We start from the raw sequence: 15,621 nt of genomic DNA on the forward strand, positions 1-15,621 counted from the left end.
ATGCCCGCCGCACCCGCGGTCAACGCGCCGATGCCGCGCCCGGAACCGCAGCCCGCGCCCGCGACCGCCGTCGCGGCCTGCGGAAACGGGCGCGGGCTAGCCGCTCCGCGCGGCGGATGACGGATACCGGCTGCCGCGTGCCGGGGAAGGACGGGGCGGAAGGGAACGCCCGCTACTTCGTTGCGGCGATGTCCGGCGCCTCGAGCCGTGCGCGGTCGGCGGACTCGTCGTCGGGCTCCAGCTGTGACGCCCGTTCGGCGGCGACCCGCTTGAGGTAGTAGGCCACCTCGCGTTCCTCCCGATCGGTGTCCCAGCCGAGCACCTCGGCCATCAGTCGGGCCGCGACCGGCGCTGCCGAGACGCCACGGTCCCACGCCTCGATCGAGATCCGGGTGCGCCTGGCCAACACATCTTCGAGGTGCAGGGCTCCCATGTGGCTCGCGGCATATACGACCTCGGCCTTGATGTAGTCGTCGGCGCCGGGCAGCGGATCGCCGAGCTCCGGTGTCTCCTTGATCAGGTCGAGCAGTTCATCGGTCAGGGTGCCGTACCGATTGAGCAGGTGCTCGATCCGCACGGTGTGCAGCCCGAACGCCTTGGCGATCCTGCCACGCTTGTTCCACGCGGCGCGATACCCCTCAGCACCGAGCAGCGGGATGTCATCGGTGGTCGACGCCGGAATCCGCCCGTCGAGCGCGTCGACGACCGCGTCGATGGCATCCTTCGCCATGACGCGGTAGGTGGTCCACTTTCCGCCCGCGATCACAACCAGCCCAGGCACCGAATGGCCGACCAGGTGCTCCCGCGAGAGCTTCGAGGTGCTCTCGGACTCGCCTGCGAGCAGGGGCCGGAGGCCGGCGTAGACGCCCTCGACGTCTTCCCGGGTGAGTGGAACCCGGACGACCGCGTTCACATGTTCGAGCAGGTAGTCGATGTCGGCGGCGGTGGCCGCCGGGTGCGCCTTGTCCAGGTGCCAGTCGGTGTCTGTGGTGCCGATCAGCCAGTGCCGGCCCCACGGGATCACGAAGAGCACGCTCTTCTCCGTGCGGAGCAGCAGGCCCATCGCCGACTGGAACCGGTCGCGCGGCACGACGAGGTGAATCCCCTTCGACGCGCGCACCTTGAACGTGCCGCGTTCGCCGACCATCCGCTGGGTGTCGTCGGTCCACACCCCGGTGGCATTGACGACCTGCTTGGCGCGCACCTCGAAGCGCTCACCGGTCTGCAGGTCGTGGGCTTGCACGCCGACCACCCGTTCGCCGACCTTGATGAAGCCCTCGACCCGCACCCGGCTGGCCGCGTGGGCGCCGTAGAACGAGGCCGTGCGCACGAGGGACGCCACGTAGAGGGCGTCGTCGACCTGGGCGTCGTAGTAGGTGATGCCACCGACGATGGAATCGGTGTTCAGGCTGGGCAGGAGCCCCTTCACCTGGCGCTTCGACAGGTGGCGGTGGTGCGGCACGCCGGGCGGGCGCCCGCCGGTGTACGAGAAGATATCGTAAAGCAGCATCCCGGCGCCCACGTAGAACCGCTCGGTGACGCGTTTCTTGAGCGGGTAGAGGAACCGCACCGGCTTCACCAGGTGCGGCGCGATGCGCTGCAGCAGGAGCCCCCGCTCGGTGAGCGCCTCGCGCACCAGCCGGAAGTCGAGCTGTTCCAGGTAACGGATGCCGCCGTGCACCAGCTTGGACGACCGGCTCGACGTGCCGGAGGCCCAGTCCCGCGCCTCGAGGATGCCGACGCTCAGGCCGCGGGTGACCGCATCCAGGGCGCAACCCGCCCCGACGATCCCCCCGCCGACCACAAGGATGTCGAGCTCTTTGCCCTTCAACCTCGCGAGCGCGGCCGCGCGTTCGTCAGGGCCCAGTTTCGTGGACCGTGACACCGAGTTACCTGTGGCCATGTGCTCACTCCATCCTGATGGTGTGGTGCTTACCTTGACGCTAGTTCGTTCGGTACGGCGCGACAACCACTTCGACGCGCTGGAATTCCTTGAGGTCCGAATACCCGGTGGTCGCCATCGAACGGCGCAGCGCGCCGACGAGGTTCGCGGTGCCGTCGGCGATCGGGGTCGGTCCGTAGAGAATGGTCTCGAGCGGGGCCAGGGCGCCCACCTCGACGCGCTTGCCGCGGGGCAGCTTCGAGTGGTGGACCTCGGGACCCCAGTGGAAGCCGCCGCCGGGGGCATCCGTCGCCCTGGCCAGCGCCGTGCCGAGCATGACCGCATCGGCGCCGCAGGCGATGGCCTTGACGATGTCGCCGGAGGTGTTCAGGCCGCCGTCGGCGATGACGTGCACGTAACGGCCGCCGGACTCGTCCATGTAGTCCCGGCGCGCGCCGGCGACGTCGGCCACGGCCGTGGCCATGGGGGCGTGGATGCCGAGCGAGGCCCGGGTCGTGGAGGCGGCGCCGCCGCCGAAACCGACGAGCACGCCGGCCGCGCCGGTGCGCATCAGGTGGAGGGCCGCGGTGTACGTGGCGGCGCCGCCGACGATGACGGGCACGTCGAGCTCGTAGATGAACTTCTTGAGGTTGAGCGGCTCCTGGTTCTGGGAGACGTGCTCGGCGGACACCGTGGTGCCGCGGATGACGAACAGGTCGACGCCCGCGGCGACGACCGTCTCATACAGTTCCTGGGTGCGCTGGGGCGACAGGGCACCGGCAACGGTGACGCCGGCGGCGCGGATCTGGGCCAGGCGCTCGGTGACGAGGCTCGGCTTGATCGGCTCGGCGTACATCTCCTGCATCCGTGCGGTCGCGAGGCCGGCGGGCAGTTCGCGGATCTCGGCGAGGAGCGGTTCGGGGTCGTCGTAGCGGGTCCACAGCCCCTCGAGGTCGAGCACGCCGACCCCGCCGAGCTGGCCCATCATGATGGCCGTCGTCGGCGACACCACGGAGTCCATCGGCGCGGCGAGGAAGGGGATGGAGAACTGGTACGCGTCGATGGTCCAGCCGACCGAGACATCCTCCGGGTCGCGGGTGCGCCGGCTGGGCACAATCGCAATGTCGTCGAAGGCATACACGCGGCGAGCGCGCTTGGAACGGCCGATCTCGATTTCCATGGTTCCAGCTTAGGTGCCGCCCGCCGACACCGCCCACCCGGCACCGGGAGCGAGGGCGGTCACCGAGGCCGGCACCCTCGACGGCGCCGACCGGAAGGTGCATCCTGAGGTGATGGACGTCACCGCCGAACCTCTGACCCTGCTGCGCGAACGCACGAGCATGAAATGGCGCACCTACCCGGGCGACGTCCTGCCGCTGTTCATCGCCGAGATGGACTACCCGCTGGCCGAGCCGGTCGCGGACGCCCTGTACGACGCCGTGCGCCGCAGCGACACCGGCTACGCCGCTCCGGTCAACGGCCTCGGCGACGCGTTCGCCGGGTTCGCCCGAACCCGGTGGGGCTGGCGGGTCGATCCTGACCAGGTGTCGAGCACCACGGATGTCAGCGTCGCCATCGTCGAGACGCTCCGCGGCCTGATCCTCCCCGGCGACCGGGTCGTGATCACTCCCCCGGTCTACCCGCCGTTCTTCGACCTGGTCGCCGAGGCCGGCGGCCGGGTCGATCCGGTGCCGCTCCTTCACGGCCACACGGGCTGGACGCTCGACCTCGACGCGCTCGAGCGGGCCTTCCTCGGCGGGACCCGCTTCATCCTTCTCTGCAACCCGCACAACCCGATCGGGCATCCACACGGCATCGAGGACCTCACCGCGCTGGCCGAGCTGGCCGCCCGCCACGGCGTGACGGTGGTCAGCGACGAGGTCCACGCGCCGCTCACCCAGCCCGGGGCCGCCTTCACGCCCTACCTGACCGTGTCGCCGGAGGCCGCGGAGCACGGCGTGTGCCTCACCTCAGCGAGCAAGACCTGGAACCTCGCCGGGCTCAAGTGCGCGCTCATCGTCACGGCATCAGAGCGGATGCGCCGGGTCGTCACCGGCCTGCCGCAGGAGGTGTCCTGGCGCACGAGCCAGTTCGGCCTGATCGCCGGTGTCGCAGCCTTCCGGCACGGGCAACCGTGGCTCGACGGGGTGCTCGCCGCGCTGGACTCCAATCGCCGCCTGCTCGGCGCCCTGCTCGACGCGCAGCTGCCCGGCGTGGGGTACAGCCCGCCCAACGCGGGCTTCCTGGCCTGGCTCGACCTCCGCAGCCTCGGCTGGGGGGACGACCCGGCGGTCGTCGCCCTGGAGCGCGCGAAGGTGGCGCTCAGCCCCGGCCCGATGTTCGGCGCTCCCGGGAAGGGCTTTGCCCGCCTCAACTTCGCCTGCTCGGCCGAGGTTCTCTCGGAGGCGATCTCGCGTCTCGCCGCCGCGGTCTGACGCCCGCAGGCCCCGATGGTCGAGCCTGTGCGGTGGTCGAGCGCGTGCGGCGGTCGATCGCGTGCGGCGGTCGATCGCGTGCGGCGGTCGAGCCTGTCGAGACCCCGAACCTCGAGCAGACCCCCGTGGTCGAGCCGGCCCCGGTGGTCGAGCCTGTCGAGACCCCGAACCTCGAGCAGACCCCGGTGGTCGAGCCTGTCGAGACCCCGAACCTCGAGCAGACCCCGGTGGTCGAGCCTGTCGAGACCCCGGATCTCGACAAGCTCGATCACCGCACAAGCTCGGTCACCGCACAAGCTCGATCACCGCACGCGCTCGATCACCGCACAAGCTCGATCACCGCACGCGCTCGATCACCGCACAAGATCGATCAGCACCCGGGCCGGTCAGCGATCAGCGCCGGTAGTTGGGCGCCTCGACCACGATCTGCACGTCGTGCGGGTGCGACTCCTTGAGCCCAGCGGCGGTGATCCGCACGAACTTGCCCTTCTGCTTGAGTTCGTCGATCGTGCGCGCCCCCACGTAGAACATCGACTGGCGCAGTCCGCCGATCAGCTGGTATGCCACGGCAGACACCGGGCCGCGATAGGGAACCTGGCCCTCGATGCCCTCGGGAATGAGCTTGTCGTCGGACGGGACATCCGACTGGAAGTAGCGGTCCTTCGAGTACGACGTCTTCGTGCCGCGGCTCTGCAGTGCGCCAAGCGACCCCATGCCGCGGTAGGTCTTGAACTGCTTGCCGTTGACGAAGACGAGTTCCCCGGGGCTCTCGTCGCAGCCGGCGAGGAGGGAGCCGAGCATGACGGTGTCCGCCCCGGCCACCAGAGCCTTGGCGATGTCCCCCGAGTACTGCAGGCCGCCGTCGGCGATCACGGGGATGCCGGCCTCCCTGGCCGCGAGCGACGCCTGGTAGACGGCGGTGATCTGCGGCACGCCCACACCGGCGACGATGCGGGTGGTGCAGATCGAGCCGGGACCGACGCCCACCTTGATCGCGTCCGCGCCGGCCTCGATGAGCGCCTGGGCGCCGGAGCGGGTCGCCACGTTGCCGCCGATCACGTCGACGTCGGCGAAGGCCGGGTCGGTCTTCAGCCGACGGATGATGTCCAGCACCCCGGCACTGTCGCCGTTGGCGGTGTCCACCACGAGCACGTCAACGCCGGCCTCGAGCAGCGCGGTGGCGCGCTGCCAGGCGTCGCCGAAGAAGCCGATCGCCGCGCCGACGCGCAGGCGCCCGGCGTCGTCCTTGGTCGCGAAGGGGTATTCCTCGCTCTTGTCGAAGTCCTTGACGGTGATCAGGCCGGTGAGCCGGCCCGCGTCGTCGACCAACGGCAGTTTCTCGATCTTGTGCCTGGCGAAGATGGCGACGGCGTCCATCGGCGCCATCCCGACCTTGCCGGTGATCAGGGGCGCGGTCGTCATGACCTCGCGCACACGGGTGGTGTGCTTCTTGGTGCCGGAGACGAAGCGCATGTCGCGGTTGGTGATGATTCCGACGAGCACGCCGTCCGAGTCGATCACCGGGAGGCCGCTGATCCGGTACTGGCCGCAGAGCGCGTCGACCTCCGCCACGGTGGCGTCGGGCGAAGTTGTTACCGGATTGGTAATCATGCCGGATTCGCTACGTTTGACCAGGTCGACCTGCTCCGCCTGATCGGAAATCGAGAGGTTGCGGTGCAGCACCCCGAGTCCGCCTTCGCGGGCCATCGCGATGGCCATCCGGGTCTCGGTGACGGTGTCCATCGCGCTGGAAAGCAGCGGCGTGGCCACGCTGATCCGACGCGTCAGCCGAGACATTGTCTCGGCTTCACTGGGAATGACGTCGGTGTGCCCCGGCAGGAGCAGCACGTCGTCGTAGGTGAGCCCGGTGAAACCGAACGGATCTGGCTGATCCATGAAACCCCTTTTGCGTGAGCTGAAAAATGGAAGAAGTCCGGGAATCCAACGGGATGCGACCGGTTCATCAATGTTAAGCGAGATCGCCCCCCCGCGCATTCCGGCGGGATTAAACAGCGCGACTGGCCCATTCCAACGGACGAAATCGTCGTGGGGAGGAACATTGCCGAAACATATGAGACATAATCGGCACGTACTGTCGACAATGATGTTGGCAGGTGAGACCCGGGGCAGGCTCGGTGACAGACCCAGCATGCCGCCATGGAGGTGCAGTGAATTCCACTGAAGCTGTTCGCAGATACTCACCCAGGATGTTGGTGATCTTCCTCGGTCTGCTCTTCGCAGCCCTGACGATGTCCACGTTCTCCACGCTGTCGGCAAGCCCGGCACACGCGGACGAAGTGGGCACCGACCAATACGACTACGTCCTGGCCGGAAACGTCCAGTTCAACCAGAAGCCCCTGGACGGAGTCCTGATCACGGTCAAGGGCTCCGGCTACGAGGCCGAGGTCAAGACCGGTGTCGACGGAAAGTGGAAGATCGGCGTTCCGGAGAAGACCGCGTACACCGTCAGCCTCGACGAGAAGACCCTTCCCAAGGGCGTCATCGTCGCCAAGGGCGGCAGCGTCATCAAGGCCGAGTTCGGGCTCACCAAGGTGAAATCGGTGAACTTCTTCCTCGGCGAAGGCACCCGGGTCACGGTCAGCTTCTTCGACCAGTTCCTGAACCGGTTCGTGAACGGCATCAACTTCGGGCTCCTGCTGGCCCTGGCGGCGATCGGCCTGTCGCTGATCTTCGGGACCACTGGGCTGAGCAACTTCGCCCACGCCGAGATGATCACCTTCGGCGCCCTGATGACCCTGGCCTTCTCGGTCACGCTGGGCCTGCCGGTCTGGCTCGCCATCATCATCGCGCTCGTGCTCAGCGCCGGGCTCGGCTGGTCCCTCGATGCGGTGATCTGGAAACCGCTGCGCCGCAAGGGCGTCGGCCTGATCCCGCTGATGATCGTCAGCATCGGCCTGTCGCTCGCCCTACGCTACGTCTTCCAGTTCTTCGTCGGCGGCGGCACCAGCCAACTGCCCGGCTCCGGCCTGGCCGACCTGCAATTCGGCCCGATCCGGCTGTCCCTGATCGACCTGGGAAGCATGGGCATCAGCATCGTGGTGCTGCTCGCCGTCTCCTACTTCCTGCTGCGCACCCGCATCGGCAAGGCCACCCGCGCCGTGTCGGACAACCCCAGCCTCGCCTCCGCGAGCGGGATCGACGTCGACGGCGTCATCCGGATCGTCTGGGTCGTCGGCGGCGCCCTGGCCGGCCTCAGCGGCATCCTCTGGGCCTACTTCCGCCCCGGCGTCAGCTGGGACATGGGCTTCCAGATCCTGCTGCTCGTCTTCGCGGCCGTGACCCTGGGCGGCCTGGGCACGGCCTTCGGCGCCCTGGTCGGCTCGATGATCGTCGGTCTCTTCGTCGAACTGTCGACGCTGTGGCTTCCTTCCGACCTGAAATACGTCGGTGCACTCGTTGTGCTGATCCTGGTGCTGCTGCTTCGGCCGCAAGGCATCCTGGGTCGCAAAGAAAGAATTGGCTAGAAGGGCATCCGATGATCGACTGGGGAGCAATCTTTAGCAACGCGGCCGTCGAGCTGATCAGCCCGACCACCGCCGCCTACGCCCTCGCGGCGCTCGGGCTGGCGGTCCACTTCGGATACACCGGCCTGCTCAACTTCGGCCAGGCCGGCTTCATGGCCCTCGGCGCCTACGGGTACGCCATCTCCATCCTCAGCTTCGGCTTCCCGGTCTGGGGTGCCGTGCTGGTGGGGATCGGGGCATCCGTGATCTTCGCGCTGGTCCTGGGCATCCCGACCCTGCGCCTGCGTGCGGACTACCTGGCCATCGTCACGATCGCCGCCGCCGAGATCGTTCGGCTGCTGTTCACGACCAACACGTTCGAGCCGCTGACCGGTTCGGCGAACGGCCTGAGCGGCTACAAGGGCGGCTTCGCGGCGCTGAACCCGATCCCGGAAGGAAGCTACGGCTTCGGGCCGTTCGAGTACAACGCCTACGACTGGTGGCTGCGCATCGTGGCCTGGACGATCGTGGTGCTGGCCTGCCTGTTCACCTGGCAGATCATGCGCAGCCCCTGGGGTCGGGTGATCAAGGGCATCCGTGAAGACGAGGATGCCGTGCGCGCCCTGGGCAAGAACGTCTACTCCTACAAGATGCAGTCGCTGGTCCTCGGCGGAGTGTTCGGCACCATCGCCGGGATGATCTTCGTGCTGCCGCGCGCGGTGGTCCCGTCGAACTACCAGACGTCGCTTACGTTCTTCATCTATGCGATCCTGCTGCTCGGCGGCGCGGCCACGATCCTCGGGCCGGTCATCGGCTCGATGATCTTCTGGGTGCTGCTCTCGTTCTTCTCCGGCTTCATCGCCCGGGCCGTCGAGGCCGGCTGGCTGCCGTTCATGACCAGCGTCCAGGCCGGACAATTGCGCTTCATCCTCGTGGGTGTCGCGATCATGCTCATAGTCATCTTCAGACCGCAGGGCATCTTCGGAAACAAGAAGGAGTTGGCCTTTGTCAAGTAATCCCGTTCCCAGCAGCAAGCCGGTCAAGTCGATCGACCTGCACATCGGCGCGGCCGAACCCGGTTGCCGGAAGCGCGACCCGATCCTGATCGCGGACGGCGTGAGCCGCACCTTCGGCGGGCTCAAGGCCGTCGACGTCGACCACGTGGAGATCCCCCGCGGCGCCATCACGGCCCTGATCGGGCCGAACGGCGCGGGCAAGACCACCCTGTTCAACCTGTTGACCGGCTTCGACAAGCCCGACAGCGGTTCGTGGACCTTCGAGGGCCGGTCCCTGTCCGGGATGCCGGCGTTCAAGGTGGCCCGGATGGGCCAGGTGCGCACGTTCCAGCTCACGAAGGCGCTCGGCCTGCTCACGGTGATGGACAACATGCTCCTCGGAGCGAAGGGCCAGTCCGGGGAGAACCTGTTCCGGGCGATGCTGCCGTTCTTCTGGCGCAAGCAGGAGGAGGAGAACAAGGCGAGGGCCATCGACATCCTCACCCGGTTCAAGCTGGACACCAAGAAGGACGACTACGCCGCCAGCCTGTCCGGCGGCCAGCGCAAGCTCCTCGAGATGGCCCGCGCCCTGATGAGCGAGCCGACCCTGGTCATGCTCGACGAGCCGATGGCCGGCGTGAACCCGGCCCTGACCCAGTCACTGCTCGACCACATCCTCAACCTGAAGACCCAGGGCATGAGCGTGCTCTTCGTCGAACACGATATGCACATGGTGCGCCACATCGCCGACTGGGTCATCGTGATGGCCGAGGGCCGGGTGGTCGCCGAAGGCGATCCGCACGAGGTCATGCGCAACCCCGCCGTGATCGACGCCTACCTGGGCCAGCACCACGACGAAGACCTCGGCGCGGACCCCTCCGCCGAGAAGGAACACGTCGTAGCGATCAAGGAGCTGCTCGATGACGAATTCTAGCCCGACCACCGCCCCCGCGTCCGCGCAGACGGGCGTGCCCGTCGTCGACGTGAAGACCGTCACGGCCGGCTACCTGCCGGGTGTGAACATCCTCAACGCCTGCTCGCTGACCGCCTACGACGGCGAGCTGATCGGCATCATCGGCCCGAACGGCGCCGGCAAGTCGACGCTGCTCAAGTCGATCTTCGGCCAGGTCAAGGTGCGCGAGGGCGAGATCCTGCTCCGCGGGGAGAACATCACCAATCTCAAGGCGAACAAGCTGGTCTCCAAGGGCGTCGGCTTCGTCCCGCAGACCAACAACGTCTTTCCCACGCTCACCATCCAGGAGAACCTGGAAATGGGCATGTTCCAGAAGCCGAAGGGTCTCGCGGAGCGGCTCGAGTTCGTGACCGAGATCTTCCCGGAACTGAGGAAGCGCCTGCAGCAGCGGGCCGGATCCCTGTCGGGCGGCGAGCGCCAGATGGTCGCCATGTCCCGGGCGCTGATGATGGGCCCGCACGTGCTGCTGCTCGACGAGCCGAGCGCCGGCCTGTCGCCTGTGCGCCAGGACGAGGCGTTCCTGCGGGTCAAGGAGATCAACAAGGCGGGGGTGACCACGATCATGGTCGAGCAGAATGCGCGCCGCTGCCTGCAGATCTGCGACCGCGGTTACGTGCTCGACCAGGGCCGGGACGCGTACACGGGAACCGGCCGTGAACTGCTGAACGACCCCAAGGTGATCGGCCTGTACCTGGGCACCCTCGGGCAGGACGACTAGCCACACCACGCCCCCCTGCCGGGCACAGGAGCGGCGCCAGAGGACATCCTCGGGCGTCGCTTCTCTGTGTGCCAGGACCCCCGTGCCCCCGACCCCCGCGTGCCCAATTCAGGAGACTCCGGACTTTCGCCGCCCTCCGCCGCACAGTTCCGGGGCCTCCGCGGCCGGTCCGGCCCGATTCTCCTGAATTGCACCCCGTCCCGGACCGCTCTGGGCGCTGCAGGGGACGGGAACGACGGAGGGGCCCCGACCGAAGTCGGGGCCCCTCCGTCGTGCGTTGTGGCGGCTAGTTGATGCGCTTGTACGTGTTGTCTGCCTTGTACTCGTAAACGCCGATGGTCGCCTCGGTCGGGTCGCCGTTCTCATCGAACGTGACAGGGCCGGAGAAGCCGTCGTAGTTGATCTGCTCACCCTTCGCGAGGGCCTTGGCGGCCGTCTTGAAGTCGGTGACCTTGGTGCCGTCGCCGGTGCCGCCCGAGACCTGGCGGAGGTAGTCGGCGATGGACTGGCCCTTGACGTCGTTCGCAGCGTAGGCGGCGAGCGCGATCAGCACGACGGCGTCGTAGGACTCGGCCGCGTAGCTGAAGTCGGTCAGGGTCGGGTCGATCTCCTTCAGGCGCGTGGTGAAGTCACCCAGCGTTCCGACGTCGAGTCCGGGCAGCGTGCCCTTCGAACCGGTGATGAGATCCGCGGCGAAGTCCTTGCTGTAGTCGGACAGGTTCCCGTCGACGAAGTAGAGCTTGCCGCCCGGGAAGCCGGAGCCGACGAGGGCGGGCGTGATGACCTTGGCCTGGTCGAACGTGATCAGGGCGATCGCATCCGGCTTGGCGGCGGTCACTTCGGAGATCTGGGCGGCGAAGTTCGAGTCGCCCTCGTTGAACAGCGACTTGGCGACGACCTTGCCACCGGCACTCTCGAAAGCGGCGGCGGTCGATTCGGCCAGGCCCGTGCCATACGCGTCGTTGAGCACGATCAGCCCGAGGGTGCTGTTGCCGTCCTCGGCGATCTGGTTGCCGAGCACCTCGCCCTGGAGCAGGTCGGACGGCGCAGTACGCCAGTACAGGCCCTTGTCGTCGTACGTCGTGAAGTCCGGCGAGGTGTTGGCCGGCGAGAAATGCACGACACCGGCGCCGGTGATCTGGTCGATCACGGTCTTCGAGACGCCGGAGGAGGCGGCACCGACGATGGCCGAGACATCCTGGGACAGGAGGTCGGTCACCGACACGGTAGCGGTGTCGGTCGTGGTGTCGCCCGAGTCGCGGTAGACGGGGTCGACGGTGATCCCGAGCTTCGCGTCGTTGATGTCCTTGACGGCGAGTGCGACACCGGCCTCTTCAGGCGGGCCGAGGAACGCCAGGGCGCCACTCTGGGGAAGGATCGTGCCGATTTTGAGGGTGAGATTGCGGTCGCCGGCCTTGACGGCCTTGGCGTCTCCACTCGCAGCGGGCGTGTCCGATGCAGTCGGGGTAGCAGAATTGCTGCTGCATCCGGTGAGCAGAAGTGCGCTGACGCCGACCATTGCGACACCAGTGATGACTGCCCGGACTGAGCGGGAGGCCGAGGCCTTCGCGAATACGCTCATGTTGCTCCTTGGGAATAGGAAGTGAAAGGTCCCGGCGATCGATTGACTGCCGTTCTGTCACATTATTGACAGGAATCGCGCGAAACAAGACAACCGGGTTACATCCGTGTAACGCGACCCAAATCGTTACGATCGGCGGCCGGTGACGCCCTCATAGGCGATCTGTTGCGTCCCGGCCAGCGCGGCCGCACATTCTCCCCAGGAGCCGCAGGCCACCGGGCCCGAACTCACCCGGACGAGGGCGGGTGCGATCGACCGGCCGCCGTCGTCGTGGGACTCCACCGCGGCCAGTGCCGTGAGGATCACTCCGTCGTAGGCCTCGCCGCCGCCGGCCGTGCCCTCCATCCCGGGGTCCATGGTGCGCAGGCGTGCCGCGAACTCGTCGCCGGCGTCGAGCGGGGTGCCCCCGTTCGCGAATTCGGCGAGTGGCACCAGCGCGACCCGGGCCGAGGCGAGCGCGGATGCGACGTCCTCCGGCACCGGACTGGTCGCGTCCCAGAGCACGGCGTCCACGCCGCGGGCGAGGAGGTCGGCGACGGCGGCGCTCACGTCGCGGACGGAGTCCCGGTGCACGATGACGACCGGGTGGCCGAGTGCGAGACCCTGCTCCGAGATCTCCCGGGCCGCCAGCTCGGCACCGGCGACCTGGGCCGCCCCGGATGCGGAGGCCTCCCCCGTCATCGGGAACAGCGAGCCCAGGAGCAGCGTGTCGTCACCGGATGCCGCCACCCGCGGTGCGCCGACGGGTGCGGCTTTCGGCGGGGCGGAAGCGGTGGTCGGCGAGCAGCCCGCGACGGTGGCGAGGAGAAGACCCGCGAGCGCGAGCGCGGCGGCAGTGGTGCGGCGGGGCATCCGGAGTCCTTTCGCGGTGCCCCGAGCGTAACGCGGGTCAGGCCGGTTCGAGGGACGCTCGCCGAGGGGCACGCCCGCTGACGACCATGTCCGCGGTCAGGATGACCAGCGCCACCCAGACCAGGCCGAAACCGACCCAGCGTTCGGGCGGCATCGGCTCACGCAGGATGAACACGCCGACCAGGAACTGCAGGATGGGCGCGATGAACTGAATGAGCCCCAGGTAGGTGAGCGGGAGGCGCCGGGCCGCGGCCGCGAAGAAGAGCAGCGGCACGGCCGTGACGACCCCGGTGGTCAGGAGACCGACCGTGTGCCACGGCGAGATGGCGCCGAAGGTGAGCCCGGAGACGGTACCGACGACGATCAGCTGCACGATCGCGATGGGAGCCAGCCAGATGGTTTCCAGGGTGAGTCCGGCCAGGGCGTCGACGCTGTGCCCGACCCGTTTCTTGATCAGCCCGTAGAAGCCGAACGAGAACGCGAGCACGAGAGAGATCCACGGCAGCGAGCCGTAGCCGACGGTGAGCACGACCACGGCGGCGAGGCTGATGCCCATGGCCACCCACTGGAGCGCCCGGAGCCTCTCGTGCAGCACCAGGACACCGAGGAACACGGTCACGATCGGGTTGATGAAGTAGCCGAGCGCGGCCTCGACCACGTGGCCCGACAGCGTGCCGAAGACGTAGGTCTGCCAGTTGACGAAAATGAGGATGCCGGCCAGGCCCATGGTCCAGACGATCCGCGGGCGGCGCAGTACCGCGAGGAACCGACCCCACCTTCTCGTGACCGTGATCAGCAGCGTGCAGAAGACCAGGGAGAACAGCACCCGCCACGCGACGACCTCGAACGCCCCGGTGGGGGTGAGCAGCAGGAAGTAGAGCGGCAGCATCCCCCAGAGCCCGTAGGCGAGGACCGCGTAGATGAGCCCGGTGCTGTGCGCGCTCCGCTGCGGGCGGCGTGCCGCGGCGTCCGTCTCGGTTTCGGTGTCCATGGTCTGCCTATCCTCGGGGACGGCCCCCGGAAACGACAAATCCCGGGTGGCCATGGCCATCCGGGATTTGCTGCGTGGTGCGTCTGACTAGCGGACGACGACCGCGAGCACGTCGCGGGCCGACAGCACGAGGAGATCCTCGCCACCGAACTTGACCTCGGTTCCGCCGTACTTGGAGTAGATCACCTTGTCGCCGACGGCGACATCGAGCGGGATGCGGTTGCCGTTGTCGTCGATGCGGCCGGGGCCGACGGCGACGACTTCGCCCTCCTGGGGCTTTTCCTTGGCGGTGTCAGGAATGACCAGACCTGATGCGGTGGTCTGCTCTGCGTCGACCTGCTTGATGACGATGCGATCCTCGAGCGGCTTGATGGAGACCGACACGGTTGACCTCTTTCTTAGCTAAGACTTGGTTGGCAGACTCACAGCGAGAGTGCTAAGTCGAGTTTAGGGCGCATCTGGCACTCACGCAACGTGAGTGCCAGATGCGCGCATGGTTGGTAGGTTTGCGGGATGGATCGCTCAGAGCTCGTCGAGCTGTTGTCGCCGGACGGCTTGCGTCTGCTGGACTCCCTGCCGCCCTATGAACCGGCGGGCGACGTCGTGCGGATGGTGAGCGACCTGCGCAAGGTCGGCCACGCCCCCGGCCTGGTCACCGCCGTGCTGAACCAGTCGCGGCTGCGAGCACGGGCCGTGCCCAAGTTCGGCGAGTTCGCCGGGCGGATGCTGTTCACCGAGGCCGGCCTGGAGCAGGCCACCAGGCTGCGTGTCGCCGCACTGCACGCCGGCCGGTTCGTAGGGGCCTCACTCGGTCGGGTCGTCGACCTCGGGTGCGGGATCGGCGGCGACGCCATGGCGATGGCGGCAATGGACCTCGCCGTGACGGCGGTGGACACCGACGAGGTGACCGCGACCGTCGCCAGCTTCAACCTCGCCCCGTTCGACAACGCGGAGGTGGCACAGGGCGACGCCGGGACGTTCGACCTGTCCGGCTTCGACGCTGCCTGGCTGGACCCGGCCCGGCGCACCGCGGGCCACACCAACACCTCCCGTCTGACCCGCCCGGAGGACTATTCCCCGAACCTCGACTTCGTGTTCGGGCTGAGCGAACGGATGCCGATCGGCGTCAAGCTGGGCCCGGGGCACGACCGCGAACTCATCCCGGCCCGCGCGGAGGCGCAGTGGGTGTCCGTCGATGGCACATTGGTGGAGATGGGCCTGTGGTTCGGCGCCCTGGCCCGCGACGGCATCCGCCGGTCGGCCCTGCTCCTGGACCGGGAGGGGACCCACGAGCTGAGCGCGCCCGCCGACAGCGAGGACGTGGCGGTGGGGGTGCTCGGCGATTACCTCTACGAGCCAGACGGTGCGGTCATCCGCGCCCGCCTGATCGGTGACCTGGCCCGATCACAGGGCGCCCTCATGCTGAGCGAGGGAATCGCCTACCTCACCTCCGAGACCCTGCGTCCGACCCCGTTCGCCACGGCCTTCCGGGTGCGGGAGGTGCTTCCGTTCGACGAGAAGAAGCTCCGCCTGGCGCTGCAGGAACGCCGGATCGGCACGCTGGAGATCAAGAAACGCGGTGTGGACATAGACCCGGCCACGCTGCGCACCCGGCTGCGGCTGAAGGGGTCGGAATCGGCCACGCTCGTGCTCACCCGGGTTGCCGGCCAGCGGGTCGCCCTGCTCGTGGAGCGTGTGCGCACACTGGCCTGAGGCGAATCCGCCGCCG

At 68.1% G+C, this 15,621-nt stretch carries 13 protein-coding genes; 6 read left to right on the forward strand and 7 right to left on the reverse strand.

Features of this window, described 5'->3' with window-relative positions:
• Window positions 1–172: 172 nt before the first annotated feature.
• Together E3T48_RS04190 and E3T48_RS04195 are read right to left on the reverse strand one after the other, a co-directional pair.
• Window positions 173–1,903 (reverse strand): glycerol-3-phosphate dehydrogenase/oxidase, encoded by a 1,731-nt coding sequence (locus E3T48_RS04190; RefSeq protein WP_166789625.1) that lies wholly within the window; start codon window positions 1,901–1,903, stop codon window positions 173–175.
• Window positions 1,904–1,943: 40 nt separating this feature from the next.
• The gene (locus tag E3T48_RS04195; RefSeq protein WP_134522599.1) at window positions 1,944–3,062 is read right to left on the reverse strand and encodes a GuaB3 family IMP dehydrogenase-related protein; all 1,119 of its coding nucleotides are present in this window, start codon (window positions 3,060–3,062) and stop codon (window positions 1,944–1,946) included.
• A 112-nt stretch (window positions 3,063–3,174) separates the two neighbouring features.
• Here E3T48_RS04195 and E3T48_RS04200 point away from each other — a divergent pair, with 112 nt between their 5' ends.
• Window positions 3,175–4,317 (forward strand): MalY/PatB family protein, encoded by a 1,143-nt coding sequence (locus tag E3T48_RS04200; protein ID WP_134522662.1) that lies wholly within the window; start codon window positions 3,175–3,177, stop codon window positions 4,315–4,317.
• A gap of 393 nt (window positions 4,318–4,710) precedes the next feature.
• Here the strand turns inward: E3T48_RS04200 and guaB are convergent, their stop codons facing one another.
• The gene (gene guaB / locus E3T48_RS04205) at window positions 4,711–6,213 is read right to left on the reverse strand and encodes an IMP dehydrogenase (RefSeq protein WP_134522600.1); all 1,503 of its coding nucleotides are present in this window, start codon (window positions 6,211–6,213) and stop codon (window positions 4,711–4,713) included.
• A gap of 311 nt (window positions 6,214–6,524) precedes the next feature.
• Between guaB and E3T48_RS04210 the strand changes: the two genes are divergently transcribed.
• From E3T48_RS04210 to E3T48_RS04225, 4 genes are read left to right on the forward strand one after another with little or no spacing between them, the layout of a single operon-like run.
• Window positions 6,525–7,802, forward strand: a complete 1,278-nt coding sequence (locus tag E3T48_RS04210) for a branched-chain amino acid ABC transporter permease (RefSeq protein ID WP_134522601.1) — start codon at window positions 6,525–6,527, stop codon at window positions 7,800–7,802.
• Between the two features lie 14 nt (window positions 7,803–7,816).
• Window positions 7,817–8,797, forward strand: a complete 981-nt coding sequence (locus E3T48_RS04215) for a branched-chain amino acid ABC transporter permease (protein WP_134522663.1) — start codon at window positions 7,817–7,819, stop codon at window positions 8,795–8,797.
• On the forward strand, window positions 8,787–9,710 hold the full coding sequence (locus tag E3T48_RS04220) for an ABC transporter ATP-binding protein (RefSeq protein WP_134522602.1): 924 nt from the start codon (window positions 8,787–8,789) through the stop codon (window positions 9,708–9,710). Before E3T48_RS04215 ends, E3T48_RS04220 begins: the two co-directional genes overlap by 11 nt.
• Complete coding sequence (locus E3T48_RS04225) at window positions 9,697–10,467, forward strand: ABC transporter ATP-binding protein (RefSeq protein ID WP_134522603.1); 771 nt, start codon at window positions 9,697–9,699, stop codon at window positions 10,465–10,467. Before E3T48_RS04220 ends, E3T48_RS04225 begins: the two co-directional genes overlap by 14 nt.
• Window positions 10,468–10,753: 286 nt before the next feature.
• On the opposite strand, the gene E3T48_RS04230 is transcribed toward E3T48_RS04225, so the two are convergent.
• The 4 genes from E3T48_RS04230 to groES all read right to left on the reverse strand — a co-directional run bounded on the left by E3T48_RS04230 (window position 10,754) and on the right by groES (window position 14,276).
• A complete protein-coding gene (locus E3T48_RS04230) occupies window positions 10,754–12,049 on the reverse strand; it encodes an ABC transporter substrate-binding protein (RefSeq protein WP_134522604.1) in 1,296 nt (431 codons plus the stop codon).
• Window positions 12,050–12,175: 126 nt separating this feature from the next.
• Window positions 12,176–12,901 (reverse strand): ABC transporter substrate-binding protein, encoded by a 726-nt coding sequence (locus E3T48_RS04235; protein WP_134522605.1) that lies wholly within the window; start codon window positions 12,899–12,901, stop codon window positions 12,176–12,178.
• 37 nt (window positions 12,902–12,938) lie between these two features.
• Window positions 12,939–13,892 (reverse strand): EamA family transporter RarD, encoded by a 954-nt coding sequence (gene rarD / locus E3T48_RS04240; protein WP_134522606.1) that lies wholly within the window; start codon window positions 13,890–13,892, stop codon window positions 12,939–12,941.
• 87 nt (window positions 13,893–13,979) lie between these two features.
• Window positions 13,980–14,276 (reverse strand): co-chaperone GroES, encoded by a 297-nt coding sequence (gene groES, locus E3T48_RS04245; protein WP_066597535.1) that lies wholly within the window; start codon window positions 14,274–14,276, stop codon window positions 13,980–13,982.
• A gap of 129 nt (window positions 14,277–14,405) precedes the next feature.
• Here groES and E3T48_RS04250 point away from each other — a divergent pair, with 129 nt between their 5' ends.
• Window positions 14,406–15,605, forward strand: coding sequence for a class I SAM-dependent methyltransferase (locus tag E3T48_RS04250; RefSeq protein WP_134522607.1), 1,200 nt, complete (start codon window positions 14,406–14,408; stop codon window positions 15,603–15,605).
• Window positions 15,606–15,621 lie beyond the last annotated feature (16 nt).

This window comes from Cryobacterium fucosi, assembly GCF_004403515.1.
GTDB classification, from domain to species: Bacteria; Actinomycetota; Actinomycetes; order Actinomycetales; family Microbacteriaceae; genus Cryobacterium; species Cryobacterium fucosi.

Coding starts and splice junctions, on each gene's coding strand:
- E3T48_RS04190 (WP_166789625.1), bottom strand. CDS start 1,903: ATGGCCACAGGTAACTCGGTGTCACGGTCCACGAAACTGGGCCCTGAC.
- E3T48_RS04195 (WP_134522599.1), bottom strand. CDS start 3,062: ATGGAAATCGAGATCGGCCGTTCCAAGCGCGCTCGCCGCGTGTATGCC.
- E3T48_RS04200 (WP_134522662.1), top strand. CDS start 3,175: ATGGACGTCACCGCCGAACCTCTGACCCTGCTGCGCGAACGCACGAGC.
- guaB (WP_134522600.1), bottom strand. CDS start 6,213: ATGGATCAGCCAGATCCGTTCGGTTTCACCGGGCTCACCTACGACGAC.
- E3T48_RS04210 (WP_134522601.1), top strand. CDS start 6,525: ATGTTGGTGATCTTCCTCGGTCTGCTCTTCGCAGCCCTGACGATGTCC.
- E3T48_RS04225 (WP_134522603.1), top strand. CDS start 9,697: ATGACGAATTCTAGCCCGACCACCGCCCCCGCGTCCGCGCAGACGGGC.
- E3T48_RS04230 (WP_134522604.1), bottom strand. CDS start 12,049: ATGAGCGTATTCGCGAAGGCCTCGGCCTCCCGCTCAGTCCGGGCAGTC.
- E3T48_RS04235 (WP_134522605.1), bottom strand. CDS start 12,901: ATGCCCCGCCGCACCACTGCCGCCGCGCTCGCGCTCGCGGGTCTTCTC.
- rarD (WP_134522606.1), bottom strand. CDS start 13,892: ATGGACACCGAAACCGAGACGGACGCCGCGGCACGCCGCCCGCAGCGG.
- E3T48_RS04250 (WP_134522607.1), top strand. CDS start 14,406: ATGGATCGCTCAGAGCTCGTCGAGCTGTTGTCGCCGGACGGCTTGCGT.